Genomic DNA, 26,384 nt, shown 5'->3' on the forward strand with positions numbered 1-26,384 from the left:
TTCATGATGAAAATTCTTTTTATTACTATGTTAGCGGGATTTTTATCCCTTTTCGGCGGTGATCTTCACCTATTTAGCGTTCCCAATGCAGATGGCAAAATAAATGCCGCTGTCATCGAAAAAGCGCTTGAGGCTAATGGATTTGTTATCTCGGCGAACAGCGAAATGAACGGTCCGTTTAAAATTCAGTTCGGACAAAGTGACTTTGCACAATTTAATCTTTTGACGGCATTCCATAAAAATCTCTCAGAAAGTTTAGTTAAAACTCATCCCGACGGAGGAATATTTGTTCCGATGGGGTTTGGTATTTACCAACGAAGCGGGGAAAAAGAGTTTCATGTCTCTATCTTGAGTGCAGAAGCTATGGCAAAAATTGCCGGTTTTAAGGCCCCTGAATTTGCATTAATTGAAAAAGAAGCCCTCTCAACGCTCAAAAAAGCATTGCCGGGTGCAAAAGTAACGATGAGTAAAGCAGCTCTGCCGGCCGTGGGAGCTTTATTAAGTCGTTATGTTCGTCCATCCGATGCCAAAAGTTGGGCGGCGGATAAAGAAGAGGTTGAGATGATGATTGAAGACGGACTCAAACCTGCCGGATTTGTTATGTCCAACTTTACCGATTATAACTTTGTTTTGGGTGAAAAAAGTCCGTTTGATTTTTACGATACTTACTCTATCTGCAAGCTTAAAGTGATCTATACGGTAGCTAAAACCGCTCCTGAAGCGGCGGCATTTGCACCGTGTACATTGATGGTGTATAAGAAAAAAGATGCGGATGAAATCGTTATGGGTTTCCCTGGAGTTTATAACTGGATGAGCAGTGCGCGGGTGAGTGACCCTGAGGGTAAAGCGGCATTATTACAGGCACAAAAAGATTTCGAGGTGGTTTTACAAAGTACTGTAGAGTAAAATATAACGCTTCTTAACGATATATTTAAGTTTTTCATTTTATACTATCTTAAATATGAGGTATAAAATGAAAATCAGAGGGTACATAACGGCTATTTTCTTCGTGATCTTCTCCCTCTCTCTTAGTGGTGAGACAATCGCAAAACATACCAAAGATGAAGTTGTCATCGGTGTTTTGGCTTTTCGTTCCAAAGCCGATACACTCCAGGAATGGCAGCCTTTAGCCTCGTATCTCAACAACAAAATTTTAACCCACCGCTTCACCGTACTCCCCCTTAGTTATGCTGAATTCAACAAAGCGGCGCATGAGGGTAAACTTGATTTTATGTTTACCAATCCCGAACACTATATTTATCTCTCTACTAAATACGATGTCAGCCGTATGGCGACCCTGATTCGTGCCAATGTCAACGGAACAGAGCTTACCGAATTCGGCGGAGTGATCATAGCCCGTTCGGATCGTCGAGATATTGAAAATCTGAATGACCTGCGGGGAAAAGATATAGCCGCAGTGGATGAACTCTCTCTTGGCGGATATTTGGCTCAGCGGGTTTTACTACAAGAAAACGGTATTGATATCACGAAAGAGGCGACACTACAATACACCGATATGCCGCATGATAAAGTGGTTTATATAGTCGAAAGCGGTTCGGCGGATGTTGGATTTATCCGTACGGGGGTATTGGAAAAAATGGCAAGAGAGGGGAAAGTAAATCGTAACGATTTTAAGATTATCCATCCGATAAGTAATTACCCGCAAGCACTCTCTACCGCACTTTATCCTGAATGGCCGTTTGCTTCCTCAAAAATGACCGATCACGTATTGGCAAATCAGGTGATGGTTGCGTTACTTACTTTGCCGTATGGTTCCGAGGTTACCAAAACAGCGGGATATTACGGGTGGAATATTCCCCTCTCATATGAGGGTATCCGTAGATTAATGCAGACGCTGCGCATAAAGCCTTATGATACGATTCCACCGTTCTCACTCAAAGACGTTATTCATCAATATGCTATATTTATTATCATTGTATTGAGCGGCGTGGTAGCATTGTTAGTTTTTCTTGTAAGCAAGACGATACGCTTAGCCGGCACTCTACGGATCAAATCAGAGTCTTTGGAAGATCAGATTAGAATTGTTGAGGAGAGCGAAAAATATTTGCGTCGTGCCGCTAATGTTTTTCATAACTCCAGAGAGGGGATTGTCATTACCGATCCGCAAAAAACAATTATTGAAGTGAACGAAGCTTTTTGCGAATTGACAGGGTATGCACGAGACGAGGTGATCGGCAAAAAGCCTATAATCCTCCGCTCCGGTATGCATGAAAAAGAGTTTTATGACCAACTCGATAAAGCAATAAACGGTGAGGGTTCTTGGCGTGGAGAGATATGGAATCAGAAAAAAAGCGGAGAGACGTATGCTGAGTTTTTGCGTATCGATGCGGTACGTAATACCAATGGAGAAATAGAAAATTATATTGGAATTTTTAGCGATATTACGGAGCACAAACAACGCCAAGAGCAGCTCCACCATATGGCCAACTATGATCCTTTGACAAATCTACCGAATCGCTATTTGTTCATGAGCCTTGCGGAGAAAATATTAGCATTTTCAAAACGAAAAAATTCAAAAGCGGTTATTTCGTTTCTCGATTTAGATGGATTCAAACAGGTGAATGATATATACGGGCATGAAGTGGGGGACCATGTTCTGAGACAAGTTGCCGGTAGACTTGAAAAGGTTCTTCGTCAAAGTGACGCGATTGCACGAATCGGGGGAGATGAATTCGTCATAGTTTTTAGCAATATTGATTCAATCCGTGAAGTTCAACCTTTATTGGAGCGCATACTGCAGGTATTAAAAGAACCGTTTACGGCCAATGGAAACTTAATGAATATCGGGGCAAGCATTGGAGCATCTTTTTATCCCGATCACGGCGAAGAGATTGAAATGCTTGTTCGTCACGCAGATGCCGCAATGTACCGATCAAAAGAGAATGGACGTAATCAGGTAACGTATTATTGTCAAGAGAATATGGAGCAGTTTTTAAAAAGTGATTAAAATTTAATCACTCTACTCTCCCCAAATAAAAAGAGAAGTGCTATAATCGAAGTATTTCCGCCTAAATACAGGCTATTAGAGTATTTGATGCCCGCTAACTTGATCGATTCGTCCCACCATATAGTGTTAATCGCCCATAAAAACCCTGATGCCGATTCACTGGGCGCTGCATGTGCATTTTACTCCTATCTGTTGAGAAGCCAAAAGAAAATCACCCTTTTTTGTGTCTCTGCCGAGGTGAACCAAAATCTTGCATTTTTACCGTGGTTTGACAAAATTACGGACCGTTTTCCCGAAGATGCAGACTGTATAATTAGTTTTGATTGCGGCAGCTACGGACGGATCGGGGTTGAAAACGAATTGCCGCTTCTTAATATTGATCACCATATCAGTAATGATTTTTACGGTACCCATAATATTATCAATACGTCGGCTATCAGTACGACCGAAGTCGTTTATGACTACTTTGTTGCCAATGGTATAAAAATCAATGGTAAAATAGCGACGGCGCTTTACGCGGGACTGCTCGATGATTCGAAATGTTTTAGTGTACCCGAATGTAGTTCCAAAACGTTTGCTATGGCACAAGATTTGATAGATTGCGGAGCGGATCATGCGCTATGCAGTGAGTGGCTTTATCGCCGCCGCTCTCTTGCCTCGTTGAGGGTAAGGGGAATACTACTCAAACAGATGAAGCTTTTGGTTGACGGACGGCTTGCGGTTTTTGAAGTTCCTTTATCTGTATTGGAAGAGACCGGTGCCACTTTAAGCGAGTGCAAGAGAGTGTTAGATGAAGCATTGGGGATGCGAAGTGTTCAAGCCGCTATGATGGTGATTGAACATCCCCGAGGAGGAGCTAAACTCTCATTACGGACAGACGGTGCTGTTAATGCCGCCAATATGATGATGTCATTCGGCGGCGGCGGACATCTCAAACGTGCCGGAACACGTCTAAAACATGAAAAATATGATGAGCTAGTAAAAAATATGATAGTGCTGATAACAAAGGAGTTAGAGTGAGAAGAGGCCGAAACAATTCGGGAATTATGGGATGGATAGGTGTTGTTTTGGTTTTGAGTGCCCTTGGATTTATGGGTTTTTCGCCACTGTTTGAGAGAGATGAACCGAAAGTTACGGTTTCTCAAGAGGGATACTGGAATTTTAACGATCCTATTCACGTGAGCGTAGAAGATGCAAGCGGATTAAAATCGTTTAAAGCAACGATTGCTACACCGCATGATGAATGGATAGTAGTTGATGAGAATACCCCATCAGCGGAAACTAAAAAGGTATTTGAGGTTCTCCCTCCAAAAGGGGTTCACCGAGTAGAAGCAACTTCGGTGGTACTTAAAATTCAGGTAACGGATAAGAGCTTATGGGGCTTCTTTATGGGAAATACTTACCAGCAAGAGATGACGTTGGTTATCGATCAGCGCCGACCGGTACTCTCTATCATTGCTAACTCCTATAAAATTCAAAAAGGGGGCTCGGCTATTGTTATTTTCAAAGCGGATGACCCCCATCTGCAAAGTTTAAAGATTGAGACCAATTTTGGAAAAACATTTATCGCTCAACCGTTTATGAAACAGGGATATTATGCTTCTCTTGTGGCATGGCCGGTGCAAGAAGCAAGTTTCAGTGCTACGGTAATTGCTCGTGACCGTGCCGGGAATGAAACCAGAAATGCGGTTCCGCTTCGTTTAAAAGATCACCGCTATCGAGTATCCAATATTGAACTCAGCGATGCTTTTTTAGACGGCAAAATCGCACAGCTTGCAAATGAATACGAGCAAACGGCAGGGGTAGATGATCGACTGGAACAATTTCGTATTATTAACGAAAAAGTGCGCGCCGATAATGAAAAAATCATCCATGACATTACGTCAAAAGTTTCAAAGAATATGATTGTTGATTTTGCTCCTGAGCCGTTTTATCCGCTTGTCAACGGTCAAAAAGTGGCAGACTTCGGTGATCACCGTATTTACAGCTATAAGGGTCAAGAAAATATTTCTCAAGCTTATCACATGGGGCTCGATTTAGCGAGTGTCGCAATGGGGCCGATTACGTCGTCGAATGGAGGAAATGTCGTATTTTCTCAGCCGAACGGAATTTATGGAAATCTCCCGATTATCGATCACGGATTCGGTCTGTATACCCTCTATGGACACTGTTCGGAAGTCCATGTGCAAAAAGGGGATATCGCAGCTCTCGGCCAGCAGATTGCTAAAACAGGATTAAGCGGGTATGCGATGGGAGATCACCTTCACTTCGGTATTTTGGTACAAGGAATTGAAGTACGTCCCGAAGAGTGGATGGATACAAAATGGATTTATGACAACATTACGAGTGTTATCGAGAGTGCAAAAGTCATCATTAGCCAACAGTGAAACACGGTATAATTAGATAAGTCGAATAGAGCTAAGGAAAATAAAACCATGATGCAAACAACGATAGGTAAAAGTGTCGAACTCGTAGGTATCGGTTTGCACCGAGGTTCACCTGTAAAATTACGACTTGAGCCGTTAGGGGTGAACAGCGGTATCGTTTTTTACCGTAGTGATGTCGGTATATCGATTCCCCTTACTCCTGAGAATGTAGTGGATACGAAAATGGCAACGGTTATCGGTAAAGAGGGCGTCACCATCTCGACAATCGAGCATATGCTCTCGGCAATTTATGCGTATGGAATCGACAATCTGCGTGTTATTGTAGATGCAGACGAAGTGCCTGTGATGGACGGCTCTTCCATGAGTTTTTGTATGCTCCTCGAAGAGGCCACAATCGTCCCGCAGGACACTCCGAAAAAGATGATGCGCATTAAGAAAGAGGTGATTGTGCAAGAGGGAGATAAATACGTTAAATTAATCCCTTCAAACGACATGAACTACGATTTCACGATTAAATTTTCCCATCCCGTTATTGACCGGCAAAGTTATATCCTCTCGTTTACAAAAGAGAACTATAAAAAAGAGATCGCACGGGCGCGAACATTCGGATTTGTTCATGAAGTCCAGTATCTTCGTTCCAAAGGACTTGCCCTAGGGGGAAGTTTGGAAAATGCGGTTGTTTTGGACGATAAAAAAGTACTTAATCCCGAAGGTCTTCGATTCGGAGATGAGTTTGTTCGTCACAAAATCCTCGATGCAATCGGGGATATGTCCCTGATCGGGATGAATTTTATCGGTAACTACGAAGCCTTTGCGGGGAGTCATGATTTGAACCATAAATTGACGTTGGAGCTTTTAAAAGATCCTGCCAATTACGAAATTGTCGAACTTGCAACTTCCGAGTCTAAAGAGTTGGCGAAAGCGTATGCATGACGCCCTCGTTATTGCACTAAGCTCCCCTATTCTCGTTGGAATCTATAAAGATGGGGATCTAATCGAAGAGATTCGAAGCGAGGGAATGAGTTCAGATGTTTTGGCGGAGATTTTTGATTCGTTGCTTCAACGGTACACGTTCTCCAATTTGATATACGCTAAAGGCCCCGGAAGTTTTATGGGGATAAAAGTTACTTACCTCTTTTTAAAAACCCTTAGTATTACGAAAAAGATTCCCCTTTTAGCTACGGATGCTTTCTTTTTTAATCAAAATAGCCCCATCAAAGCAGTTGGAAAGCTCTATTTTGTTAAAAATAGCTCAACCATTGAGTTAGAACCGTTAGTTTCCTCTGAGGTAATAGCGTTCACGCTCCCCAAAAAGATCGATTTAGAAAAATTTGATTCGGACAATCTTCCCTATTATGGGATTGATGCCGTAGGATAAGGAAATTATTTGTTCGTTAGTGTACCTGCAACGAGTGCGAATTTAGGACCCGGATTTGATTCATTAGGCCTTGCGGTTGATTTACGGAACCAAGTAGAGTTGGTACCGTCACGCTTTTTTGCTGTTTCTATCAAAGGTGAAGGTGAAAATAATCCCCGTCTCAAAGGAAATAATCTGTTCGTCTCTATTTTTAACGAACATTACCGCCGTCTGACCCAAAAACGGCAAAATTTTAAATTTACATTTTATAACCAAATACCGATGTCTCGCGGTTTGGGGAGCTCTTCTGCCGTGATTGTAAGCGCCATCAGCTGTGCTCATGAAGCTGCGGGAGTAAAGGTCTCCAAACGTCGTATTCTCAATCACGCACTGGTGTATGAATCTCATCCCGATAACATTACTCCGGCGGTAATGGGGGGATTCAATGCGGCGATGGTGGAAAAACAAAAAGTATTTTCTCAACAAAAACATCTCCCCGATTATCTCAAGGCGGTGGTTGTAATCCCGAACAAACCGATATCCACCGCCAAATCGCGTACGACGCTCCCTAAGTCGTACAGCAAAGAGAACGCCGTTTTTAACCTTTCTCATACGGCAGTGACGGTTGGGGCATTTTTCAATGAAGATTGGGAGATGCTCCGCCTTACGACTCAAGATCGCTTTCACCAAAAAGTGCGGATGAAGATGTTGCCCGAACTTTTTGCCGTCCAAAAAATGGCGTACGATAACGGGGCATTGATGTCAACCCTCTCGGGAAGCGGATCCACTTTTTTTAATATGGTCTACGATCAGGATGCTCAGATGTTAGCCGATAAATTCAAGTCGGAATTTACCGATTTTGAGGTTAAAATTTTAGGTTTTGACAATGACGGTTTAGTTGTCGAACGATAACTAAGAAAGTATTGGATATAATGGCGCAAAAGTTACATCAGCCTATACGCATGTGCGTGGTTTGTCGTGAGCGCTTCGCTCAATTTTCACTTTTACGCCTTCAATGCCGAGAGGGGTTATTAGAACCTTATCGTGGAGAAGGGAGAAGTTTTTATCTGTGTCGATCGTGTATCGACCATAAAAAAACTCCGGGTCAATTATCCCGTCAATGTAAAAGCGGCGCTAGCGTAGAGCTGATGAATCGGTTAAAGGAGATCATCGTTAATGATGGATAAAGTTAGAGTTCATGAAATTGCCAAAGAGCTTGGTATTAATTCAAAAGAGGTAGTAGACAAAGCAGCTGCAATGGGGCTTAATGTAAAAACTGCCTCGAGTTCGGTTTCGATCGAAGAAGCTGAGCAAATCATGAACTATATCATGAGCGGGGCGTCTACTGAGACTACGGCGCCCAAGTCTTCCCTAAAAACTACCTCTTCCGAAGAGCCTTCAATTACCCTCAGTGCGGTTGAAGAGAGTATTCCGGTTTTAGTAGCCGAAGCAGAGAAAAAAGAGGAAAGTAGCGAAGAATCTTCGTCTGAGCCGGAAGCGCCGAAGCGTTCAGGATTGAAAATCGTTAAGAAAAAACGTCCTCAAGAAGAAGAGTTCATTGCGCCTGTACGTCATGAAAATCTCAATGTTTCCAGCTACGGAAAATTGAGCGAACAAGCTCAGCGTGAGTTGGAAGCAAAAAAAGCAAAAAAAGCACAAAGTAATAATGCTCCGGTACAGAAAAAAGATCAAGGAGTTCGTCTTGATATTTTCGGCGGGGGTATCTCAGACGTCTCTATGGACTATGAGCAAGATCAAGTCGTATTGATGGACTTCAACGATCTAGGTGCTTCTTTACCGCCGGAAGAAGAACAAAAACCAAAAGAGAAAAAACCGATTGGCCGTAACGCAGGTAAAAAACAAGGTGCTAACCGGAATAAACCGCGTCAAGTATCTCGTGAAGCACGTAAACGTTATACCAAAGATGCAAAAGAAGATGAAGTAATTACTCACGTTGAAATCGCAGAAGATGTTCGTGTTTACGAATTTGCGGAAAAAGTAGGTCAGAGTATTTCTGCCGTAATCAAAGTTCTTTTTGATCTTGGAATGATGGTAACCAAAAATGACTTTCTCGGAAAAGACGAAATCGAAATTTTGGCGAGCGAGTTCGGTGTCGAAGTAACCACTATCGATCCAAAAGATGCGTTTAATCTTGAGAGTGCGTACGATGAAGAGCACGAGGACAGTGAAGGTGCCGTTGAGCGTCCTCCGGTTATCACGATCATGGGGCACGTTGACCATGGTAAAACTTCTCTTCTTGATGCGATTCGTAATGCCAAAGTAGCACACGGCGAAGCGGGCGGAATCACTCAGCACATCGGTGCCTATTCGGTAGAGCAAAAAGGTAAGTTGATTACGTTCCTCGATACTCCGGGGCATGAAGCCTTTAGTGCAATGCGTTCACGCGGGGCACAGCTTACCGATATTATCGTAATCGTTGTTGCGGCGGATGATGGGGTTAAACCTCAAACTCGTGAGTCGGTAAAACATGCACAAGATGCAAAAGTACCGGTTATCGTTGCCGTGAACAAAATGGACAAACCGGGTGCTAACCCTGATATGGTTAAAGCACAAATGGCAGAACTCGGACTTAACCCTACTGAGTGGGGCGGAGATGTTGAGTTTGTCGGCGTATCAGCGAAAGCAATGACGGGGATTGATGAGCTTTTAGAAGCGATCTTGCTCCAATCCGAAGTGATGGAACTCAAAGCAAACCCTGATGTTATGGCAAAAGCGGTTGTTGTTGAGTCTACATTGGAAAAAGGTCGCGGACCGGTTGCTACCGTTATTGTTCAAAACGGAACATTGCGTGTCGGTGATAACATCGTGTGCGGTGGCGCTTATGGACGTGTTCGAGCACTCATTAGTGATCGTAAAGTACAGCTTCAACAGATCGGACCGAGTCAAACCGCCGTTGTTGTAGGACTCAGTGACGTACCGCCATCGGGTGAAGTGATGATGGTGATGGAGAGTGATCGTGAAGCACGTGAAGTCGCACAAAAACGTGCCGACTACGATCGTCACCGTGAACTTTCATTGAGTACGAAAGCATCGTTTGATGATTTGACCTCGTTGATCGCTGAGGGTCGTATCAAAGCCCTTAAAGTCGTGCTTAAAACCGACGTTCACGGGTCTCTTGAGGCGATTAAATCGGCCCTTGCAGAGTTGCGTAATGAAGAGGTCAAAGTTGAAGTGATCTCCAGCGGTGTCGGTGGAATCACTGAAAATGACGTCGCATTGGTTAACAACAGTGAAAACTGTGCACTACTTGGATTCAACGTACGTCCTACGGGTAATGTTAATGCTATGGCAAAACAGATGGGTGTAGAGATTAAAACCTACTCTGTCATTTATCAGTTGATCGACGATGTTAAATTGTTGCTCGGCGGTATGATGGCACCACAATTTAGAGAAGAGAACACGGGTCAGGCGGAAGTTCGTGATACCTTCCCAATGCCTAAAGGTTCAGGAACCATCGCAGGATGTGTTGTAGTTGATGGTAAACTCGTACGCGGCGGAATGGTTCGTGTTATCCGTGAGGGTGTCGTTATCCATGAGGGTGATCTTACGTCACTCCGACGTTTCAAAGACGATGTCAAAGAGGTCGGTAAAGGGATGGATTGTGGTGTTGTCCTCAACGGCTACACCGATGTCAAAGTGGGTGACGTTATCGAAACCTTCAAAAAAATCGAGACTAAAGTATCCCTGTGACTCCGGCACAAATAAAAATCAAGCGAACGGAGTCAATTCTAAAAGAGTTGATTCCCGAAGCGATCAGTCAACTCTCCGATGCGCGTGTGCGTGAAGTGGATGTTATCGACGTCCATTGTTCACGCGGACGAAGCGATGCAAAAGTCTATCTTGATCCTCATCACTACACTCCGCAAGAACAAGCCGTTTTTTTAAAACTGCTTGAAAAAGCGCGTCCGATTATCGAAGAGCACTGTATGAAAGATCAAGGGTGGTTTCGCAGTCCCCGTATGACCTTCGTATTTGATGATACCCTCAAACGAAGCCAAAATATTGAGGCGTTGTTCGCCCAAATCGCCAAGGAGAAAAAAGATGAGTCTTGAATCTGACATCAAAAAAATGGTCGAATCCATCGGCTTGTCTCTCTATGATACCGCTGTACTTAACGAAAATGAGAACACCATTTTCCGTGTTAGTGTTACAGCGCCAGGGGGTGTTACGCTCAATCAATGTGCTGAGCTCACCCATCTCATCAATCCGCTATTAGACGTTACCTCTCCGGTAAGCGGTGAATATCGTCTCGAAGTAAGTTCACCCGGCATTGAACGCCGTCTCAAAACACTAGAACACTTTATCCAATCCGTGGGTGAAAAAGTTGCTTTGAGTACCATTTCTAAAGAGAAATATGAGGGTGAAATGATCGGTGTCGAAAACGATGAGATCATTTTAATGACCAAAGAAAACGGTGAGCAAAAAATCCCTTTTCGCTCGATCAGCAAGGCTAAAACCTACTTCGAGTGGTAATGAAAACCACCGCACTTCATGCTATGAAACTCGCGCTCGAAGCGGCGTGGGACTTTCAACTCCTCACTTTTCCCAATCCTGCCGTCGGTGCAGCGTGTATATCAGAAAAAGGGACAATCCTATCACACGGTGCTCATAAAATCGCGGGTGGTCCTCATGCCGAAGTTTACGCATTACGGGATGCTTATACGATTCTCTCAGGTGATAACACGATTGCACTGAGCGATGATTCCCACGTTATACACGATTACCTCAGAACCCACCACAACGGTATTTTTAAAACGATTTCTATGGCGGTGACGCTGGAACCGTGCTCCCACAGCGGCAAAACTCCTTCATGCGCATTACTCATCCGAGATTTGGGAGTTAAAGAGCTTTTTATCGCGTGCAAAGATCCCAATCCGATAGCTTCAGGCGGTGCTTCACTTTTGAGCGACGCAGGTGTTGAATGTACTTTTGGAATTATGGAAAAAGAGGGGGGTGAGCTTTTAGAACCATTTTTGAAATGGCAAGAGAACCCTTTTGTATTTTTTAAATGGGCACAGCGACTTGACGGGACGATTGATAACGGAACGATTAGCTCAAAGAATTCACGTGAGCATGTTCATGCGCTTCGGGATAAATGCGATTTGATCGTAATCGGAGGCAATACGGTGCGCACTGATCGTCCAACGCTCGATGCACGACTTGTAGAGGGAAAGGCTCCCGACGTGTTGATTTATTCTTATGAAGAAGAATTTGACCGTACCATTCCTCTCTTTAACGTCTCTAATCGTCAAGTTTTTATTGAATCAAGATTTGACCGGATCAAGGAGTATCGTCTTGTTATGATTGAAGGGGGTGCAGGGATGTTTGAGGCGAGTCGTGATGTATGTGATTGGTATCTGAGTTACATTGCACCTAAAATTGGGGGTGGATCACAAACTCTTGGGGTAATTCAAGAGGATTTTGAGGTAATGAACGCTAAAATCACTGACAATATTATCCTTTGGATGAAGAAAAAATAGGACTATTTATGACCAAACAAGAGAAAATCGTATCGATGTTCAACGATATAGCACCGACGTATGATCGTGCTAATCGAGTGCTCAGTATGGGTATCGATACCTTTTGGCGTCGCAGGGCATGCGATTTGGCGTTTGGTTACTGCCCCTCAAAAACGATTGACTCCATTGTTGATGTCGCATGCGGTACCGGGGATATGATGGGGTATTGGAAACGTCGTGCCGATAAAGCGGGATTGAATGTTGATCGTATTGTCGGGATTGATCCTAGTGAGGGGATGGTGAGTGTAGGACGTGAAAAATTTCCGGATATGTCGTTTCACATCGCCCCTGCAACACAACTTCCCAAAGAGGACAGTTCTGCCGATATCATCAGCATTTCGTACGGAATTCGTAATGTTGTAGAGCGTCAAGAGGGACTTCATGAATTTAATCGCGTCCTTAAAACAGGGGGGCTTGTCGTAATATTGGAATTTATGAAAAACGAAAATCCCTCTATGCTCGGAAAAGTGCGTGATTGGTACATGAACAACGTCCTCCCTCGTATCGGCGGATTGATCTCTAACAACTACGAAGCGTATCGTTATCTCCCCGATTCTATCGAAGGTTTTTTAACCGTAGGTAAAATGTCTCGCGAGCTTGAAGAAGCTGGATTTGAAATGCTCTATACCAAAAGCTTTTCAATGGATATTTCAACGTTGATAATTGCCCGTAAAAAGTAGCTTTATGGCTTCCACCCTTAGCGTCTCTTCTCTTAATGAACAGATCAAGACGCTACTCGAGACCTCTTTTGAATTTGTCAGCGTCGAGGGGGAACTCTCTCGCGTCACTAAACACGGCAGCGGACACATCTACTTCACCCTCAAAGACAACGATTCCGCCATCAAATGTGTCATGTTCAAAGGCAACGCTAGCCGGCTAAAGTTCTCTCTCGAAGAGGGGGCGCATATCATCTTGCACGGGGCATTAAGCCTCTACAAACCGCGCGGCGAATATCAGATCAATGCGTTCAGTGCTGAACCTTACGGTGCGGGGGCGTTGGCGGTAGCGTTCGAGCAGTTAAAACAAAAATTGGAATCTAAAGGGTACTTCGACCCGAGACGTAAAAAAAGTTTCCCTAAATTCCCCCAAACGATTATTTTAGTTACCTCTGCGACAGGTGCCGCATTGCAAGATATACAGAGAGTCGCCTCACATCGATGGCCGCTGGTCAAACTCATCGTTTTGGATGTGTTGGTTCAAGGCTCGAGTGCGGCGGGACAAATAGCCGATGCTCTCCGCTATGCCGATACGTTAAATGCGGATGCGGTCGTTGTCGGACGGGGCGGTGGAAGTATTGAGGATTTGTGGGCATTTAACGAGGAGATTGTTGCCGATGCCATTTTTGCCATGAACACTCCCGTGATGTCGGCGGTGGGGCATGAGATCGACTGGGTCATTAGTGATTATGTGGCCGATATGCGTGCTCCGACACCGAGTGCGGCAATGCAGATGCTCCTTAGCGATCAAAACGAGCTATACCAGAGTATCGATGAACTTCGCTCCAGTGCTTATGGGATGATTACTCAGAGATTGGAGCGTAAACGCGAACAGCTCCTCTCGATGCAGGAAGCGTTTAAACGTCATGGGGTTGAGCATCGTTTGGAAGTTCAACACGAGTTGGTCAAAGAGCTACGAGAGCGTTTAAATCGACAAATGACACAACGCTTAGAGCAAAGCCGACGGGAGATTACTCCGTTGATAGAGCGATTAAATCAGAGTATCGAATCAACACTACGCCAAAAGCAGTTTGTGATTACACAGCTCATCGAAGGGTTTAATGCCAACCATCCAAAAAATAAAAACAAAAGCGGATTTGCGCAGATCGCACGGGATGGCAAAGTGATCGATTTGGATGTGCTCAGTGTCGGGGATCGGTTTGAGGCGATGAACGAGCGGAGAGTTGTCCGCTCGGAAGTAGTAGAGATCGTTTCGATTTAATCGTTATTGCAAAGATACGGGCGGAAAGTACATGTGTGCCAAACTTGCTCCCTCTGCGGCGAATCGTTTGAAAAATCTATCCATCGGGTCTTCTTTATTCCAAATCGGTTCGCTCACTTTTGCCAGCGTCTCTACCCGTTTTTTGGCATCGTATTCAACTCCGATACTGTCTACAAGACCCACTTTTTTCGCTTGAGCAGCGGTAAAGATATGGGCATCGGCAAATTCACTGCTAAGTGACGGATTGATTTTACGGGCACGTGCGACATCGGATACAAACATTGCGTAGGTTCCGCCGATCACTTTATCAAGTTCGGCACGTTCGATGTCACTCCACTTTCGATCAAATGTTCCCACTTGTTTGTAGGTTCCGGCATGGACAACTTGGGTTTTTACCCCTACTTTTTCCATGAGTTCGGAAATATCAGCTCCTTGCATAATGACACCGATGGAGCCGATCATGCTGCCGGGATTGGCAATGATCTCATTTCCCCAAATAGCGGAATAATACCCTCCGCTTGCCATGATCCCCGCCGCATAGACAACAACGGGTTTGGACTCCGTAAGCCGTTTGATTGCGTAGGCAATTTCAACGGAAGGGGCAACGGCGCCGCCGGGAGAATCGATGCTAAAAAGGACCCCTTTGATATCAGGATTTTCACCGGCTTTGTCGATTTGCTCGACAATAGGGGTTGCGTCCAAAATTGGCCCCGTAAGAGAAATTTTTTGGAGATTATGGGATGTCATCCCCTCATCCCCTGAGGGGAGAAGGAGCCAAATGACGAAGAGTACCAAGAGGGTAGCTTTAAAATGTTCTTGGATAAATTTGAGTCCCGATGCGAGGCAAGTGCCGATTTTTCTAATAATTTCCATCATTGTACTTTCTCCCCTTGGATATAAATGGATTCTATGATGCGAGGTTGTGTTATCAGATGAATCGGCAGTTGTTCATTAATGGGGTAATCGATTCGTACCGCTAAAATATCCGCATCATAAGCAGATGCGATTGTACCACAATTGAGTTTCAATGCTTTCGCCGCATCGGAAGTGACACTCCTCCAAAGATGGAGAGCCAAAGAGGATAAGTCATCCTCGGCATGGATAAAAAGGGCAATTTTCATCTCTTCAAACAGATCGAGGGCATAGTTGGAACTTAGTCCGTCGGTTCCGCATACCCACGGGACAGAGAATGAATTGAGGCGATTGATATCAAGGACGCTGTTGCCTAAAAGGCGATTTGAGATGGGACAATGGATAATACTATGTCCACCTGAAGCGATAACGGAGAGCTCATTTTCAGTTGCTTGAACGGCATGGGTAAAGAGGGTAGGTACTTCGTAAAAATAGTTTATAAACTCTTGTGCCGTATTGGCGGCTTGGGTTTGTTTGAGAAAGTTTTGAAAAAACGGGGCAAATGCTCCGCTGTTAGTGTCTAACCATTCCCGCTCAGCTGGACTTTCCAGTAAATGAGCCGTCACACGCAGCTCTTTCTCTTTTGCGTATTTAAGTGCTTTTTGGATTAATACCCGATGAACGGAGTAGGGGGAGTGGATGGCGATTGCGGGATGGAATCCTTCTCGTTTTAGCTCTTGAGAGGCAAAAAGACGCTCTTGGAAGTTGGCATAAAGTGCATCGGCCATGGCGGGATCGGAGCCGATGAGTTCGTTAAAAAAGACAACTTTCTGAGATGCTTTAACACAAGGATTGAGATCGAATCCATACGAACTTACCGCACCGAATGCGGTGATACCGTTGGCGAGCATGGTCTCAATCGCACGGGTTGTACAATCGTCATTACATGCGTTGATGAGCTCATCTCGAGATGCGATAACACTGGAGAGCCACGGCATAAACTCGCCGTAAGTGAGATGGGATTGATTGGCGCTAAACTCTAAATGGACATGAGAATTGATAAGGCCCGGAAGAAGAACAGAGCCCTCTCCTAATTCAGTGCATTGTGTGCCGTAACGTGAACGTAAATTTTCATTCGGTGCGACTTCGAGAATTGTTTTATCAAATACGATGCCGTGATCACGAAGAACGGTTCCATCTGTAAAAATAGCGTCACTTAATAGTACTTGCAATTTTAGACCTTTGATACTGATTTTTAAAAGATAAAGTATAGCGAAATGAGCTTTAGGGCAATCGAATTTTTCGAAGATGAAAGCGATTTAGTTCCTTATAATATAGAACCTCTTATAATCTATCCTTAAAACAGAAGATCAAGGTTTAATCAATGAAAATAGTCGTTATCCAAGGGCCAAACCTCAATATGTTAGGGGTTCGGGAACAGCAAGTATACGGGCCGATGCGTTTAGAACAGATTCATGCCCAAATGAAAGATGTCGCAACCCAAAACGGTGTAGAGATTGAGTTTTATCAAAGTAACTTGGAGGGGGAAATTGTTGACCGTATCCAAGAGTGTTACGGGGATGCCGACGGGATCATCATCAATCCTGCCGCTTACACCCATACGTCGATTGCGATTCGTGATGCGATCAGTGCGGTCAACCTTCCGACCATTGAAGTACATATCAGCAATATCTATCGTCGTGAAGAGTTTCGTCAAAAAAGTATGACAGCCCCTGTATGTACCTCTTCGATCATCGGTTTCGGCCCTTTCGGATACCATTTAGCGATGGTGGGGATGATGCAGATTTTGAGTGAAATTAATGCAATGCGTCAAGCGCAAGCCACAGCTGTGCAAGGTAGCGAAGAAGAGTAATGCCACTGTGCCGTAAGCTTTCTGAGAGACATAGTATCTATGTCGATCGCAATTTCCCCAAAACACTCTCTAAAGCGGATGGGTATCGTTACCGCGTTGTTTTAGGGGTTGGTGGAAACATCGGTGATACGCGTCGTCGAATGAATCATCTTTGGCACTATTTGGGGAGATTACCGCAGATATGTAGAATCCGAAGCGGTGTGATACTGCGAAATCCTCCTTTTGGGTATGTGGATCAAGGTGATTTCGACAACACGGTGATCGAGATCGGAAGCTCATTGGAACCAAAAGCATTATTGCGGTTGATTTGGCGGATTGAAAAGCGTTTTGGGCGGCGTCGCAGTTTTGCGAATGCGCCGAGGACGTTAGACTTGGATATACTATTCTTTGAAAAACGGTTCATTCGAACCGAAGAGTTGAGTATTCCTCATCCTTATTGGCGTGAGCGGGTAAGTGTAACCATACCGCTTGGAAGTTTAGCTCGAAAGAGCACACGGAGATATTATGAAAATCTTGACATTTAGCGGTGCCACCCCTGCTGAAGCGCTAAAAAAAGCGCAGTTGGAGGTCGGCGAAGAGGCGATGTTAATCGAGACACGCGAAGTGCAGAAGAAATCACTCGGTAAAAGTGCTTTGTATGAGATTGTAGTAGGGGTTGAAGAACATACTATTCCTAAGACAAAGGCCAAAATCGAAGAGCCTTTAATGAAACAGCGTCCATTGGCACAAAAAAGCAGTGATGTCCTTTATAATATTTCCGAAGCGGCCAAACAAATCTCTAAAATTGCGGAAGTTACCGAAGAAGAGCGTGCACCTCGACATGCACCGATTAGAGAAAGTGAAGATCTGAAGCGGATTAAAGAAGAGATTGAAAAACTCGGAGACAAAGTCAAACTGATCCAAAATATGTTTTGGTCTGAAAAATCGCCGAAAACAACGGCAGCTATTCCCCCTGAATTTGCAGAGATTTACCGTCTTGCCCAACAAAGCGGAATGGATCAGGGACATCTTGACGAGATTATGCATCTTACTCTCGAGCATATGCCCTCGAAAATGCGAGAGAGTTCCGAAACCGTTAAGCGCTATTTTCAGGTATTGATGCGTAAAATGATTCCTGTGAGAATGGAAACATCGCCGAAACCGGGCGGTAAAAAAGTGATTATGCTCGTAGGCCCTACCGGTGTCGGGAAAACGACTTCGATTGCGAAGTTGGCGGCACGTTTTTCGTATCTCTTGGAGAAAAAATACAAAGTAGGGCTTGTTGTCCTCGATACCTACCGCATCGGAGCGGTAGAGCAGCTGATGCAATACGCACGGATGATGAAACTGGGGATCGAAACGGTAGTAGACCCTCCGGAGTTTTCAAGTGCCCTTAACGCTTTGCGTTACAGTGATTATATTCTGATCGACACTATGGGTTCTTCCCCGTACGATAAAGGGAAAATCGAAAAAATTTACGAATGTCTGCGTGATAATAATACCGATTACAGTGTAGATGTGGTGTTGGTTATGCCAAGCTCGATTAAATACGATGATCTTAAAGCGACGTATGAGAATTTTGCACCGCTTGGGATTGATACGATGATGTTTACGAAACTTGACGAGACCAGAGGTTTTGGCAATATTTTCTCTCTCGTATATGAGACCAAAGTCCCGATTAGCTACTTTTCGGTAGGGCAGGAAGTTCCTGAAGATTTGGTAGTGGCGACGAGTGATTTTTTAGTCGAATGCCTTATGAACGGCTTCGGCAAAGGTGAAAATGTATGAACCATCAAGCGTCCAAACTTGAGGCCCTTGTTAATCAAAACCGAAATACGGTAGCGAAAAAAACGCGATTTATCGCAATAACAAGCGGTAAGGGTGGAGTCGGAAAAAGTACGATTAGCTCCAATATGGCCTATATAATGGCGAAGTATGGGTTGAAAGTCGGGATATTCGATGCCGATATCGGACTTGCTAATCTTGATGTTATGTTTAATGTCAAAATCAAAAAAAATATTTTGCATGTCCTCAAAGGGGAAGCAACCGTCGAGGAGATATTGGTTCCGATTGAGCCGAATTTGGTACTGATTCCCGGTGAGAGCGGGGAAGAGATTTTCAAATACGCGTCGGGCGGATTGTTTGAACGGTTTATGGATCAAGCTAATGTTTTAGATGATTTGGATGTGATGATTATCGATACGGGTGCGGGGATCGGAGAACATATCCAGCTTTTTTTACGTGCCTGTGATGATGTGATTGTGGTGACGGTACCCGATCCTGCGGCAATTACCGATGCCTATGCTACGATCAAGCTAACGGCACGTTTACGTAATGAAATCAATGTTATCATGAATCAAGTCCGTTCTCCTAAAGAAGCGGAAAGCTTATTTGAAAAGATTCATAAAGTGGCGGCGGCTAATATCGGAGGCTCGTTACAGTTAAGTTATTTGGGACAAATCTCAAGTGATCCTAAAATTTCGATGAGTGTTAAAAAAAGAGCGTTGTTTTCTCGTGATTTTCCTACCGCAACACCAACAAGCGAATTAGAGCAGATTGTTAAGCGGATCGCCAAAAAATTGGAACGAAACGTGCTAGTAGATCCCAAAGATAGCGGGTTAGGTGGGCTGTTTAAACGTCTAATGGAACATTTTTGATCCACTGTGTTTACACGGATAGGGCGAATAGTGCTTTTTAGGATAGACAGCTACGAGAAGGATAGAAAGATATGCGGGGTTCGAATTTTGTCTCTTTTTTAACGGTACAGGGTTTTTTTATCGGTATCGTTTTTGGGATATTACAATCGGATTCTGCGGAGAGTTTCTTGGGATTTGTGATCCTCATTAGCCTCTTTTTTTATCTTTTTGCCCATTTGTGCGTGGGCTTCTTTTTCCAATCGTTGGGGATTAAAGCGCAATCTTTTCCTAAAAAAGCACATGAACATAATCTCGATTTCTTTGTGCGTGAAATTAATAAACGCGAACAGTTTATTGACGCATTTTACACGCACAAATCAGAGTTACTTGATGATCAAGGACGGGGGCAAGGATGAGCGGTACCAATGCTTATACGCAAGAGTTAAAACACCGTGAAGATCAACTCGCCATTCAATTCCTTCCGGCGGTAAAAGCGATGTCGTTCCGCCTCAAAGAACGGCTTCCAAGCTCGATTGATTATATGGATCTATGCGCTATAGGGACTGAAGAACTTGTTAAACTGGCACGTCGTTACGATGAGGGGCAAAATGACTCATTTTGGGGCTATGCCAAAACACGCGTCTACGGAGCGATGCTCGATTATCTTCGCTCACTCGATATGGTAAGCCGTTCAAGCAGACGGCTGATTAAAGAGATCGATCATGCTATCGAAGTCTACATGAGCGCGCATGACGATGAACCCAGTGACAGTGAACTCGCCGAGATTTTGGGAATCGAACAGGAAAAAGTACGCGAAGCGCGTATCGCGTCCGATATTTATACCGTACTTCCACTGGACGATCAGTTGGGAACTCCCGAAGAGAGCGGGATGCTGGAGCGGTTAGAACACGAAGATTTGATCGAAGCGATTCAAGAAGTTTTGATGGGGTTTGAAGAGCGTGAACAGATTATTATCCAACTCTACTATTTTGAAGAGTTGACACTTAAAGAGATCAGTGAAATTGTCAATATCACCGAATCAAGAATTTCACAAATTCACAAATCGGTGATCCGACGAATTAAAGAAGCGGTAGGAGGGTATTAATGGCTGATATATTATCACAAGAAGAGATTGATGCCCTTTTAGACGTTGTAGATGATGAGGGCGATGGGGTTTTAGAGTCGAACGAAGATCCACTATTTCCGCAGCGTCAAATTACCCTTTACGATTTTAAACGCCCTAACCGTGTCTCTAAAGAGCAGCTTCGTGCATTTCGCGGTATCCACGATAAGATGGCCCGCTCCATCGCATCACAGATTTCGGCAATCATGCGTTCCATCGTAGAGATACAGCTCCATTCCGTCGATCAGATGACTTATGGTGAGTTTTTGATGTCCCTCCCTAATCCTACCAGCTTTAACGTTTTTTCGATGAAGCCATTGGAAGGAAACGGTGTTTTAGAGATCAATCCCTCTATCGCATTTCCGATGCTGGATCGTATTCTTGGCGGAAAAGGGGAGCCTTTCGAAGCCAATCGTGAGTTTTCCGATATCGAACTCTCCCTTTTTGAAACGATTTTACGGGTGATGATGGGGACCCTCCGTGAGGCGTGGGGACCGGTTACCGATCTCTATCCGCAGGTAGAATCGAAAGAGTCGAGTCCGAACGTTGTTCAGATCGTTGCTCAAAATGAGATCGTCGTCATGGTCGTTATGGAGATTATCATCGGGCACAGTTCGGGGATGATGAACATCTGTTATCCCGTTATCGCATTGGAGCCGGTATTACCGAAACTCGCCAGTCGTGATCTGATGCTCAATGAAACCAGTTCAAAAAAGAGCCGTAATCAGGAACTTCAAGTCCTTCTCGGGGGAGCGCATGTTAATGTTGAAGTGAACCTTGGGGAAGCGGAATTAAGTCTTCATGAGCTTTTAGACTTAGGTGAAGGGGATATAATTCGGCTTAATATTCCTGCCGATGATGTCGTTAATGTCAGTGTTGACGGAAAAGCACGCTTTGTCGGGCAGATGGGATTGCGGCGGTTTCGTAAATCGATACAGATTACCTCTCTTATCGATACTGAAAAAGATGCGGTCAAACGAGCTCTTAAAGAGTTTGAAACGAAACGAAAAGCACGTATCAGCGGGGTTAAAGAGATGATACGCGGACCAATAGAAGAGGAGGATGAAGATGAGTGATTTTCCCGCAGTATTTGCAAACGAAGCGGTTGCAACCATAGAAGGTTTAACGGGACAAGCACCGAGTATTACCCTTAAAGAGGCAGAAGATATCTCTATCATCTCCAATGTCATACCTCCGATTGTTCAAATTCATGTGAGTTTTAGCGGTGCGGCGGCAGGGCGAGGAATCGTAATGATGCCTCCTCAACTGGCAACGGCATTGGGTGACATGATGCTCGGCGGTGAGGGTGAAGCGCATGACACCATGTCGGATGAAGATATGGATGCGGCAAAAGAGATTGTTTCGAATATTGTTGGGGCGATGAGCACTACCTTGGCGTCACAAAAAGAACTTCCTAAATTTACCATCAAACCCGAACGTGCTGAATTTATCCCCGAAAGCGGTGAAGTCAATCTTGATGCTTATGCAAAAATGTTCGTTTTTAGTTTTTCACTGGGAGCGATTAACTCTTTGATGATGTTGGCCATCGATTCATCTGTCAATGATGCATTAAGCGGAGAGATTGCTCCCCCTCCCAAAGCAAATGTCAGCAGTAATATTTTTGATGAACCTTCTCCTGAACCTTCAGTTAAACTTGAAGACGGTGAGATGAAAAATATCGGTTTGATTATGGGGGTAAAGCTCCCCGTTCGTGTCCGCATCGGGAAGAAAAAAATGCTTCTCAAAGATGTTCTTAGTATGGATATCGGATCTGTTATTGAGCTCAATCAGCTTGCGAATGATCCTCTTGACATCTTGGTCGACGATCATGTTATTGCGCAGGGTGAAGTCGTCATTGTCGATGGAAATTTCGGTGTTCAGATTACTTCAATCGGAAGCAAACGCGATCGTTTGAATAAACTCAAAGGGTAACCATGCCTCCGCATCGAAAAAAGAAAGAAAAAGAATACCCGAGTAGCCGCTATGTCAAAGATATTAAATCAGCAGACGTGTGGAGTGTTTTTAAAATCATCGCCGACTTTGTTCAAGGCTTTGACGAACTCGGGGATTTGGGCCCGTCGGTAACTATTTTCGGAAGTGCACGGGTGGATGAAAACCATCCCTATTACCTGCAAGCAATGGAACTTTCCAGTATGCTGGGTGCGCGCGGATACAATGTTATCACCGGAGGTGGTCCGGGTGTCATGGAAGCGGCTAATCGCGGTGCTTATGAGCATGAAGATGTCGAATCAATCGGTTTGAATATCGAATTGGCATCAGAACAGCATCCGAATCCGTACATTACCAAAGGGCGGAGCTTTGACTATTTCTTTTCACGCAAGGTGATGTTGGTTAAATACTCGATGGCGTATGTTATTTTTCCTGGGGGATTCGGAACGCTTGATGAGATGTTTGAGGCTTTGACGCTAATTCAGACGCGGAAAGTATGGGGTGTCCGATTGTTTGTGATCGGAACGGAGTTTTATGCACCGCTTATACAGTTTATTCGAGATAAGATGCTTGCTGAGGGGATGATTGATGAAGCAGATATTAATTTGATCATTCTGACGGATGATTTAACTTTTGTTGCAACGGAGATTGAAAAATCACTAATTTCACAGATGGCAACATTAGAAAAAGAGGGATTGGACGATACGAAGTATTATCAAGTTCTCTCTTCCTACATGGCAGATCGAACTAAATGTGAAGAGAGCAGTATTTAATGGCAAAAAAAGTACTCATCGGGATGAGCGGTGGCGTTGACTCAACGGTTTCAACACTGCTTTTAAAAGAGCAAGGGTATGAGGTAGAGGGCGTTTATATGAAACTCCATTCTAAACCCGGTTATCATGAAATTCATCAAGCACGGGCGCAGAAAGCGGCAGATTTTGCCGGGGTAAAACTCCATATCCTTGACTTGCAAGAGCAGTTTAATGAGAAAGTGTTTACACCGTTTATCGAAACCTACCGTGAAGGGAAAACCCCGAATCCTTGTGCATTGTGCAACCGAAATATAAAATTCGGTGCAATGGTTGCTTATGCGGACAGTGTTGGTGCTGATTACATCGCAACAGGACATTATATTCGACATGACGGACAATATTTACTGCAAGCGCATGATGATACAAAAGATCAAAGCTATTTTCTATTTTACATTGATCCTGCACTGGTTCCACGATTATTGTTCCCCCTCGGAGAACGGCACAAAAGTGATATCAAAGCGTATGCCGCTAGTATCGAAGGGTTAGAATCGTTTGCCTCTCAAGGGGAATCGAGTGAAATCTGTTTTGTTGAAACGACTTATATGGATGTTTTGAAACCGTATGTACCTGTTGATCAGGAGGGAGATGTCCTCGATCTCTCCGGTAAAATAGTCGGTAAGCACAAAGGGTATATGCATTACACGATCGGTAAGCGAAAAGGGTTTACGGTTAACGGAGCACATGATCCCCATTTCGTTGTCGAAATCAAACCTGATGCCAATCAAATCGTAGTAGGGACGCGTGAAGATTTAGAGTGTAACCGTGTGGAGTTGGAGCGTGTCAATATGTTCGATTCACGCACGGAGTTTGAGTGTGACGTTAAACTTCGCTACCGTACTACGGCAGTACGTTGTTCGGTAAAAATCGACGGCGATCATGCGGTGGTTGAACTGCATGAACCGGTGCTGGGTGTAGCCTCAGGTCAAGCGGGTGTTTTTTACGATGGAGATAAACTTCTCGGCGGTGGATGGATTATTTGATAACGCCAAAACAAAAAATTGTAGCGGCAGGAATTATCGGCAACGTCATTGAGTATTATGATTTTGCATTGATCGGTTTTTTGGCGGTGATGATGGGGAATCTTTTTTTCCCTTCCGATGATCCCGTGCTCTCTTTATTAGGCTCATTCGGCGCATTTGCCGCGGGGATGATTATGCGTCCTGTGGGAGCATTGGTTTTCGGTCATATCGGTGATCGGATAGGCCGACGCTTTGCTCTTATGAGTTCATTGGTTCTTATGGCACTTCCCACATTTTTAATCGGATTTTTACCGACTTACGCTCAGATCGGGATTATGGCTCCGATTCTTTTGGTCGCTCTTCGGATGATTCAGGGGCTTTCCGTCGGGGGAGAATATGCTAGCTCCATTGTCTATTTGGTTGAGCAATCCTCCCCTAATCGTCAAAACCTCTACGGCTCATTTGTCTCTGTTGGTGCAAAGATAGGGATGGCTCTAGGCTCAGGCTTGTGTGGTGCATTATTGTGGTATCTGGGCGAAGAGGCTATGGGTGAGTGGGGATGGAGAATTCCGTTTTGGGCAAGTATCGTTATTGCGGCAGCGGGGTTGTATCTGCGTCGTAATTTAACCGATGAGTATCAGCCGAGTGAAGATAAAACCGTTCCCATCGTAGCGATTTTACGACATCATCGTCGTGAATTTTGGCAATTCTTGAGCATTGCTTCGGCAATATGGATCTTTTATTATACGGTATTCGTTTATCTCCCCATCTGGCTTCAGGGAAGTGCGGGACTCAGTAAGGCAGAAGCAGGGCAGATTAATACTATTTCCATCATCATCGGGGTTGTTTTTATCCCGTTGATGGCGATGGTCGCCGATAAAGTAGGCTCGCTTCGTGTAATGAAATATGCGGCATTCATGCTAGCTTTTGGTATTTACCCCTTAATGGTCGGTATGAGTATCGGGGGGTATTGGGGTGCAATGGCAGGGACGATCGCGTTAGTGATACTCTTGTGTGCTTTTCAAGCCCCTATTTTTGCTTCGACGGTTATGGTTTTGCAGTATCATGGATATCGTGCGTCATTTACAGCGGTAATTTTAGGGAGTGCGGCGGGAATCGTCGGCGGAATTACCCCCGCCTTGATGACTTCACTCAGTGCACTTAGCGGCGATCCGTATACACCGGCATATGTGATCGCGCTTACATCGCTAATCGGCTGGAGTGTACTTAGACGTGTACCGGTTTGAAAAGTGATTTCATTAAGGGAAACTGCATGATTTTATCTGGATTGGTTTCCCCGTTAATATTGACGATTTTTAACCGTCCGTAGCCATTATTGAAATCATTTGCCAAATCATAGACTACGCCGACGATAGTGAGTTTCCCACTCTCAACATCTCCTTTAAACTCTTTTTGGGCATAAAACGCCTGCTGATGAACATTACTGATAACAGCCGAGAGCCATTTTGCATCTTCTGTGCCGCTGAGGGATGTTTTTCGTACCGCTAAGGAGAGAGAATCAAGCTCTTGGATGATATGCGGTCCCTCTGCAGAATAATCGCTTAGAGCTGCTTTGATCGCACCGCAGCGTGAGTGACCGACAATGATCAACAAAGGGGTGTTGAGATGGCGTACTCCGTATTCAATGCTTCCCATATTGGAACTGAATTGGTTACCGATATTTCGGATAATGAAAAGATCATTTTCCGCTGTTTTATCGAGTGCGTCACTTTGAAAACGGGAGTCTGAGCATCCGATAACAGTTGCACGGGGATGTTGAGAATTTTTCATTTTTTCAAAAAAAGTTGCCCCTTGATGATTGACGTAATAATCATTTTGGGAGATCACTTCGCCAAACATCTTATTGGCCATCTCTTGCAACTCTTGAGTGTTAGGCGCTGCGTGAGCCGCAGCACCGTGGCTATTGGAACCGGCAAAAGCTATTGAGCCCGTGGTAAGGGCGAAAAATTTAAGAAACGTACGCTTATTCATGACACAAATCCTTCTAAC

28 protein-coding genes are annotated in these 26,384 nt (G+C 44.4%); 25 read left to right on the forward strand and 3 right to left on the reverse strand.

All coding sequences use genetic code 11. The features are described 5' to 3' along the window. Positions 1-6 precede the first annotated feature (6 nt). The 14 genes from RMO68_RS04805 to xseA all read left to right on the forward strand — a co-directional run bounded on the left by RMO68_RS04805 (position 7) and on the right by xseA (position 14,190). Positions 7-906: a DUF302 domain-containing protein gene (locus RMO68_RS04805; RefSeq protein ID WP_310439573.1), complete on the forward strand. Its 900-nt coding sequence runs from the start codon at positions 7-9 to the stop codon at positions 904-906. 67 nt (positions 907-973) lie between these two features. After that, the gene (locus tag RMO68_RS04810; protein ID WP_310439574.1) at positions 974-2,968 is read left to right on the forward strand and encodes a diguanylate cyclase domain-containing protein; all 1,995 of its coding nucleotides are present in this window, start codon (positions 974-976) and stop codon (positions 2,966-2,968) included. A gap of 87 nt (positions 2,969-3,055) precedes the next feature. After that, positions 3,056-3,988: a bifunctional oligoribonuclease/PAP phosphatase NrnA gene (locus tag RMO68_RS04815; RefSeq protein ID WP_310439575.1), complete on the forward strand. Its 933-nt coding sequence runs from the start codon at positions 3,056-3,058 to the stop codon at positions 3,986-3,988. Beyond that, positions 3,985-5,355: a M23 family metallopeptidase gene (locus tag RMO68_RS04820; protein ID WP_310439576.1), complete on the forward strand. Its 1,371-nt coding sequence runs from the start codon at positions 3,985-3,987 to the stop codon at positions 5,353-5,355. The genes RMO68_RS04815 and RMO68_RS04820 overlap by 4 nt, the downstream gene beginning before the upstream one ends. A 48-nt stretch (positions 5,356-5,403) precedes the next feature. Continuing rightward, on the forward strand, positions 5,404-6,288 hold the full coding sequence (lpxC, locus tag RMO68_RS04825; protein WP_310439577.1) for a UDP-3-O-acyl-N-acetylglucosamine deacetylase: 885 nt from the start codon (positions 5,404-5,406) through the stop codon (positions 6,286-6,288). After that, entirely contained in the window at positions 6,281-6,733 is a 453-nt protein-coding gene (locus tag RMO68_RS04830; RefSeq protein WP_310439578.1) for a hypothetical protein, read from the forward strand. Before lpxC ends, RMO68_RS04830 begins: the two co-directional genes overlap by 8 nt. A gap of 9 nt (positions 6,734-6,742) precedes the next feature. After that, positions 6,743-7,624, forward strand: a complete 882-nt coding sequence (gene thrB, locus RMO68_RS04835) for a homoserine kinase (protein ID WP_310439579.1) — start codon at positions 6,743-6,745, stop codon at positions 7,622-7,624. 20 nt (positions 7,625-7,644) lie between these two features. After that, positions 7,645-7,899: a DUF448 domain-containing protein gene (locus RMO68_RS04840; protein WP_310439580.1), complete on the forward strand. Its 255-nt coding sequence runs from the start codon at positions 7,645-7,647 to the stop codon at positions 7,897-7,899. Next, positions 7,889-10,423, forward strand: coding sequence for a translation initiation factor IF-2 (gene infB, locus RMO68_RS04845; RefSeq protein WP_310439581.1), 2,535 nt, complete (start codon positions 7,889-7,891; stop codon positions 10,421-10,423). Before RMO68_RS04840 ends, infB begins: the two co-directional genes overlap by 11 nt. Continuing rightward, on the forward strand, positions 10,420-10,785 hold the full coding sequence (rbfA, locus tag RMO68_RS04850; protein ID WP_015652896.1) for a 30S ribosome-binding factor RbfA: 366 nt from the start codon (positions 10,420-10,422) through the stop codon (positions 10,783-10,785). Before infB ends, rbfA begins: the two co-directional genes overlap by 4 nt. Beyond that, positions 10,775-11,206, forward strand: a complete 432-nt coding sequence (locus RMO68_RS04855) for a ribosome maturation factor RimP (protein WP_295013869.1) — start codon at positions 10,775-10,777, stop codon at positions 11,204-11,206. The genes rbfA and RMO68_RS04855 overlap by 11 nt, the downstream gene beginning before the upstream one ends. Next, a complete protein-coding gene (ribD, locus tag RMO68_RS04860; protein ID WP_310439582.1) occupies positions 11,206-12,213 on the forward strand; it encodes a bifunctional diaminohydroxyphosphoribosylaminopyrimidine deaminase/5-amino-6-(5-phosphoribosylamino)uracil reductase RibD in 1,008 nt (335 codons plus the stop codon). Before RMO68_RS04855 ends, ribD begins: the two co-directional genes overlap by 1 nt. A gap of 8 nt (positions 12,214-12,221) precedes the next feature. Then, entirely contained in the window at positions 12,222-12,932 is a 711-nt protein-coding gene (gene ubiE, locus RMO68_RS04865) for a bifunctional demethylmenaquinone methyltransferase/2-methoxy-6-polyprenyl-1,4-benzoquinol methylase UbiE (RefSeq protein WP_310439583.1), read from the forward strand. A gap of 4 nt (positions 12,933-12,936) precedes the next feature. Next, a complete protein-coding gene (gene xseA / locus RMO68_RS04870) occupies positions 12,937-14,190 on the forward strand; it encodes an exodeoxyribonuclease VII large subunit (RefSeq protein ID WP_310439584.1) in 1,254 nt (417 codons plus the stop codon). 3 nt (positions 14,191-14,193) lie between these two features. On the opposite strand, the gene sppA is transcribed toward xseA, so the two are convergent. Together sppA and RMO68_RS04880 are read right to left on the reverse strand one after the other, a co-directional pair. After that, positions 14,194-15,066 carry a signal peptide peptidase SppA gene (sppA, locus tag RMO68_RS04875; RefSeq protein ID WP_310439585.1) on the reverse strand — a complete coding sequence of 291 codons (873 nt, stop codon included), beginning with the start codon at positions 15,064-15,066 and terminating at the stop codon, positions 14,194-14,196. Beyond that, a complete protein-coding gene (locus tag RMO68_RS04880) occupies positions 15,063-16,274 on the reverse strand; it encodes an aminofutalosine deaminase family hydrolase (protein WP_310439586.1) in 1,212 nt (403 codons plus the stop codon). Before RMO68_RS04880 ends, sppA begins: the two co-directional genes overlap by 4 nt. Positions 16,275-16,426: 152 nt before the next feature. Here RMO68_RS04880 and aroQ point away from each other — a divergent pair, with 152 nt between their 5' ends. The 11 genes from aroQ to RMO68_RS04935 all read left to right on the forward strand — a co-directional run bounded on the left by aroQ (position 16,427) and on the right by RMO68_RS04935 (position 25,621). Beyond that, positions 16,427-16,915 (forward strand): type II 3-dehydroquinate dehydratase, encoded by a 489-nt coding sequence (gene aroQ / locus RMO68_RS04885; RefSeq protein ID WP_310439587.1) that lies wholly within the window; start codon positions 16,427-16,429, stop codon positions 16,913-16,915. Beyond that, positions 16,915-17,439 (forward strand): 2-amino-4-hydroxy-6-hydroxymethyldihydropteridine diphosphokinase, encoded by a 525-nt coding sequence (gene folK, locus RMO68_RS04890; protein WP_310439588.1) that lies wholly within the window; start codon positions 16,915-16,917, stop codon positions 17,437-17,439. The genes aroQ and folK overlap by 1 nt, the downstream gene beginning before the upstream one ends. Then, positions 17,420-18,682 carry a flagellar biosynthesis protein FlhF gene (gene flhF / locus RMO68_RS04895; RefSeq protein WP_310439589.1) on the forward strand — a complete coding sequence of 421 codons (1,263 nt, stop codon included), beginning with the start codon at positions 17,420-17,422 and terminating at the stop codon, positions 18,680-18,682. The genes folK and flhF overlap by 20 nt, the downstream gene beginning before the upstream one ends. Next, complete coding sequence (locus RMO68_RS04900; RefSeq protein WP_310439590.1) at positions 18,679-19,551, forward strand: P-loop NTPase; 873 nt, start codon at positions 18,679-18,681, stop codon at positions 19,549-19,551. Before flhF ends, RMO68_RS04900 begins: the two co-directional genes overlap by 4 nt. 71 nt (positions 19,552-19,622) lie before the next feature. Beyond that, a complete protein-coding gene (locus tag RMO68_RS04905) occupies positions 19,623-19,946 on the forward strand; it encodes a hypothetical protein (RefSeq protein WP_310439591.1) in 324 nt (107 codons plus the stop codon). Further along, on the forward strand, positions 19,943-20,635 hold the full coding sequence (locus RMO68_RS04910) for an RNA polymerase sigma factor FliA (RefSeq protein ID WP_310439592.1): 693 nt from the start codon (positions 19,943-19,945) through the stop codon (positions 20,633-20,635). The genes RMO68_RS04905 and RMO68_RS04910 overlap by 4 nt, the downstream gene beginning before the upstream one ends. Continuing rightward, positions 20,635-21,729, forward strand: a complete 1,095-nt coding sequence (gene fliM, locus RMO68_RS04915; RefSeq protein ID WP_310439593.1) for a flagellar motor switch protein FliM — start codon at positions 20,635-20,637, stop codon at positions 21,727-21,729. The genes RMO68_RS04910 and fliM overlap by 1 nt, the downstream gene beginning before the upstream one ends. Then, positions 21,722-22,585 carry a flagellar motor switch protein FliY gene (gene fliY, locus RMO68_RS04920; protein WP_310439594.1) on the forward strand — a complete coding sequence of 288 codons (864 nt, stop codon included), beginning with the start codon at positions 21,722-21,724 and terminating at the stop codon, positions 22,583-22,585. Before fliM ends, fliY begins: the two co-directional genes overlap by 8 nt. A gap of 2 nt (positions 22,586-22,587) precedes the next feature. Continuing rightward, the gene (locus RMO68_RS04925) at positions 22,588-23,376 is read left to right on the forward strand and encodes a TIGR00730 family Rossman fold protein (protein ID WP_310439595.1); all 789 of its coding nucleotides are present in this window, start codon (positions 22,588-22,590) and stop codon (positions 23,374-23,376) included. Then, a complete protein-coding gene (gene mnmA / locus RMO68_RS04930; RefSeq protein ID WP_310439596.1) occupies positions 23,376-24,395 on the forward strand; it encodes a tRNA 2-thiouridine(34) synthase MnmA in 1,020 nt (339 codons plus the stop codon). The genes RMO68_RS04925 and mnmA overlap by 1 nt, the downstream gene beginning before the upstream one ends. After that, on the forward strand, positions 24,383-25,621 hold the full coding sequence (locus tag RMO68_RS04935; RefSeq protein ID WP_310439597.1) for an MFS transporter: 1,239 nt from the start codon (positions 24,383-24,385) through the stop codon (positions 25,619-25,621). Before mnmA ends, RMO68_RS04935 begins: the two co-directional genes overlap by 13 nt. On the opposite strand, the gene RMO68_RS04940 is transcribed toward RMO68_RS04935, so the two are convergent. Continuing rightward, on the reverse strand, positions 25,602-26,366 hold the full coding sequence (locus tag RMO68_RS04940) for a carbonic anhydrase (protein WP_310439598.1): 765 nt from the start codon (positions 26,364-26,366) through the stop codon (positions 25,602-25,604). The two genes, RMO68_RS04935 and RMO68_RS04940, sit on opposite strands and share 20 nt — an antisense overlap. Positions 26,367-26,384 lie beyond the last annotated feature (18 nt).

The organism is Sulfuricurvum sp., from assembly GCF_031427015.1.
In the GTDB taxonomy this organism is placed as follows: domain Bacteria; phylum Campylobacterota; class Campylobacteria; order Campylobacterales; family Sulfurimonadaceae; genus Sulfuricurvum.

Coding starts and splice junctions, on each gene's coding strand:
- aroQ (WP_310439587.1), top strand. CDS start 16,427: ATGAAAATAGTCGTTATCCAAGGGCCAAACCTCAATATGTTAGGGGTT.
- fliY (WP_310439594.1), top strand. CDS start 21,722: ATGAGTGATTTTCCCGCAGTATTTGCAAACGAAGCGGTTGCAACCATA.
- RMO68_RS04855 (WP_295013869.1), top strand. CDS start 10,775: ATGAGTCTTGAATCTGACATCAAAAAAATGGTCGAATCCATCGGCTTG.
- RMO68_RS04940 (WP_310439598.1), bottom strand. CDS start 26,366: ATGAATAAGCGTACGTTTCTTAAATTTTTCGCCCTTACCACGGGCTCA.
- flhF (WP_310439589.1), top strand. CDS start 17,420: ATGAAAATCTTGACATTTAGCGGTGCCACCCCTGCTGAAGCGCTAAAA.
- ubiE (WP_310439583.1), top strand. CDS start 12,222: ATGACCAAACAAGAGAAAATCGTATCGATGTTCAACGATATAGCACCG.
- RMO68_RS04830 (WP_310439578.1), top strand. CDS start 6,281: ATGCATGACGCCCTCGTTATTGCACTAAGCTCCCCTATTCTCGTTGGA.
- RMO68_RS04810 (WP_310439574.1), top strand. CDS start 974: ATGAAAATCAGAGGGTACATAACGGCTATTTTCTTCGTGATCTTCTCC.
- RMO68_RS04900 (WP_310439590.1), top strand. CDS start 18,679: ATGAACCATCAAGCGTCCAAACTTGAGGCCCTTGTTAATCAAAACCGA.
- ribD (WP_310439582.1), top strand. CDS start 11,206: ATGAAAACCACCGCACTTCATGCTATGAAACTCGCGCTCGAAGCGGCG.
- RMO68_RS04910 (WP_310439592.1), top strand. CDS start 19,943: ATGAGCGGTACCAATGCTTATACGCAAGAGTTAAAACACCGTGAAGAT.
- RMO68_RS04925 (WP_310439595.1), top strand. CDS start 22,588: ATGCCTCCGCATCGAAAAAAGAAAGAAAAAGAATACCCGAGTAGCCGC.
- RMO68_RS04840 (WP_310439580.1), top strand. CDS start 7,645: ATGGCGCAAAAGTTACATCAGCCTATACGCATGTGCGTGGTTTGTCGT.
- mnmA (WP_310439596.1), top strand. CDS start 23,376: ATGGCAAAAAAAGTACTCATCGGGATGAGCGGTGGCGTTGACTCAACG.
- xseA (WP_310439584.1), top strand. CDS start 12,937: ATGGCTTCCACCCTTAGCGTCTCTTCTCTTAATGAACAGATCAAGACG.
- RMO68_RS04815 (WP_310439575.1), top strand. CDS start 3,056: ATGCCCGCTAACTTGATCGATTCGTCCCACCATATAGTGTTAATCGCC.
- infB (WP_310439581.1), top strand. CDS start 7,889: ATGATGGATAAAGTTAGAGTTCATGAAATTGCCAAAGAGCTTGGTATT.
- sppA (WP_310439585.1), bottom strand. CDS start 15,066: ATGATGGAAATTATTAGAAAAATCGGCACTTGCCTCGCATCGGGACTC.
- folK (WP_310439588.1), top strand. CDS start 16,915: ATGCCACTGTGCCGTAAGCTTTCTGAGAGACATAGTATCTATGTCGAT.
- RMO68_RS04905 (WP_310439591.1), top strand. CDS start 19,623: ATGCGGGGTTCGAATTTTGTCTCTTTTTTAACGGTACAGGGTTTTTTT.
- lpxC (WP_310439577.1), top strand. CDS start 5,404: ATGATGCAAACAACGATAGGTAAAAGTGTCGAACTCGTAGGTATCGGT.
- RMO68_RS04805 (WP_310439573.1), top strand. CDS start 7: ATGAAAATTCTTTTTATTACTATGTTAGCGGGATTTTTATCCCTTTTC.
- fliM (WP_310439593.1), top strand. CDS start 20,635: ATGGCTGATATATTATCACAAGAAGAGATTGATGCCCTTTTAGACGTT.
- RMO68_RS04935 (WP_310439597.1), top strand. CDS start 24,383: ATGGATTATTTGATAACGCCAAAACAAAAAATTGTAGCGGCAGGAATT.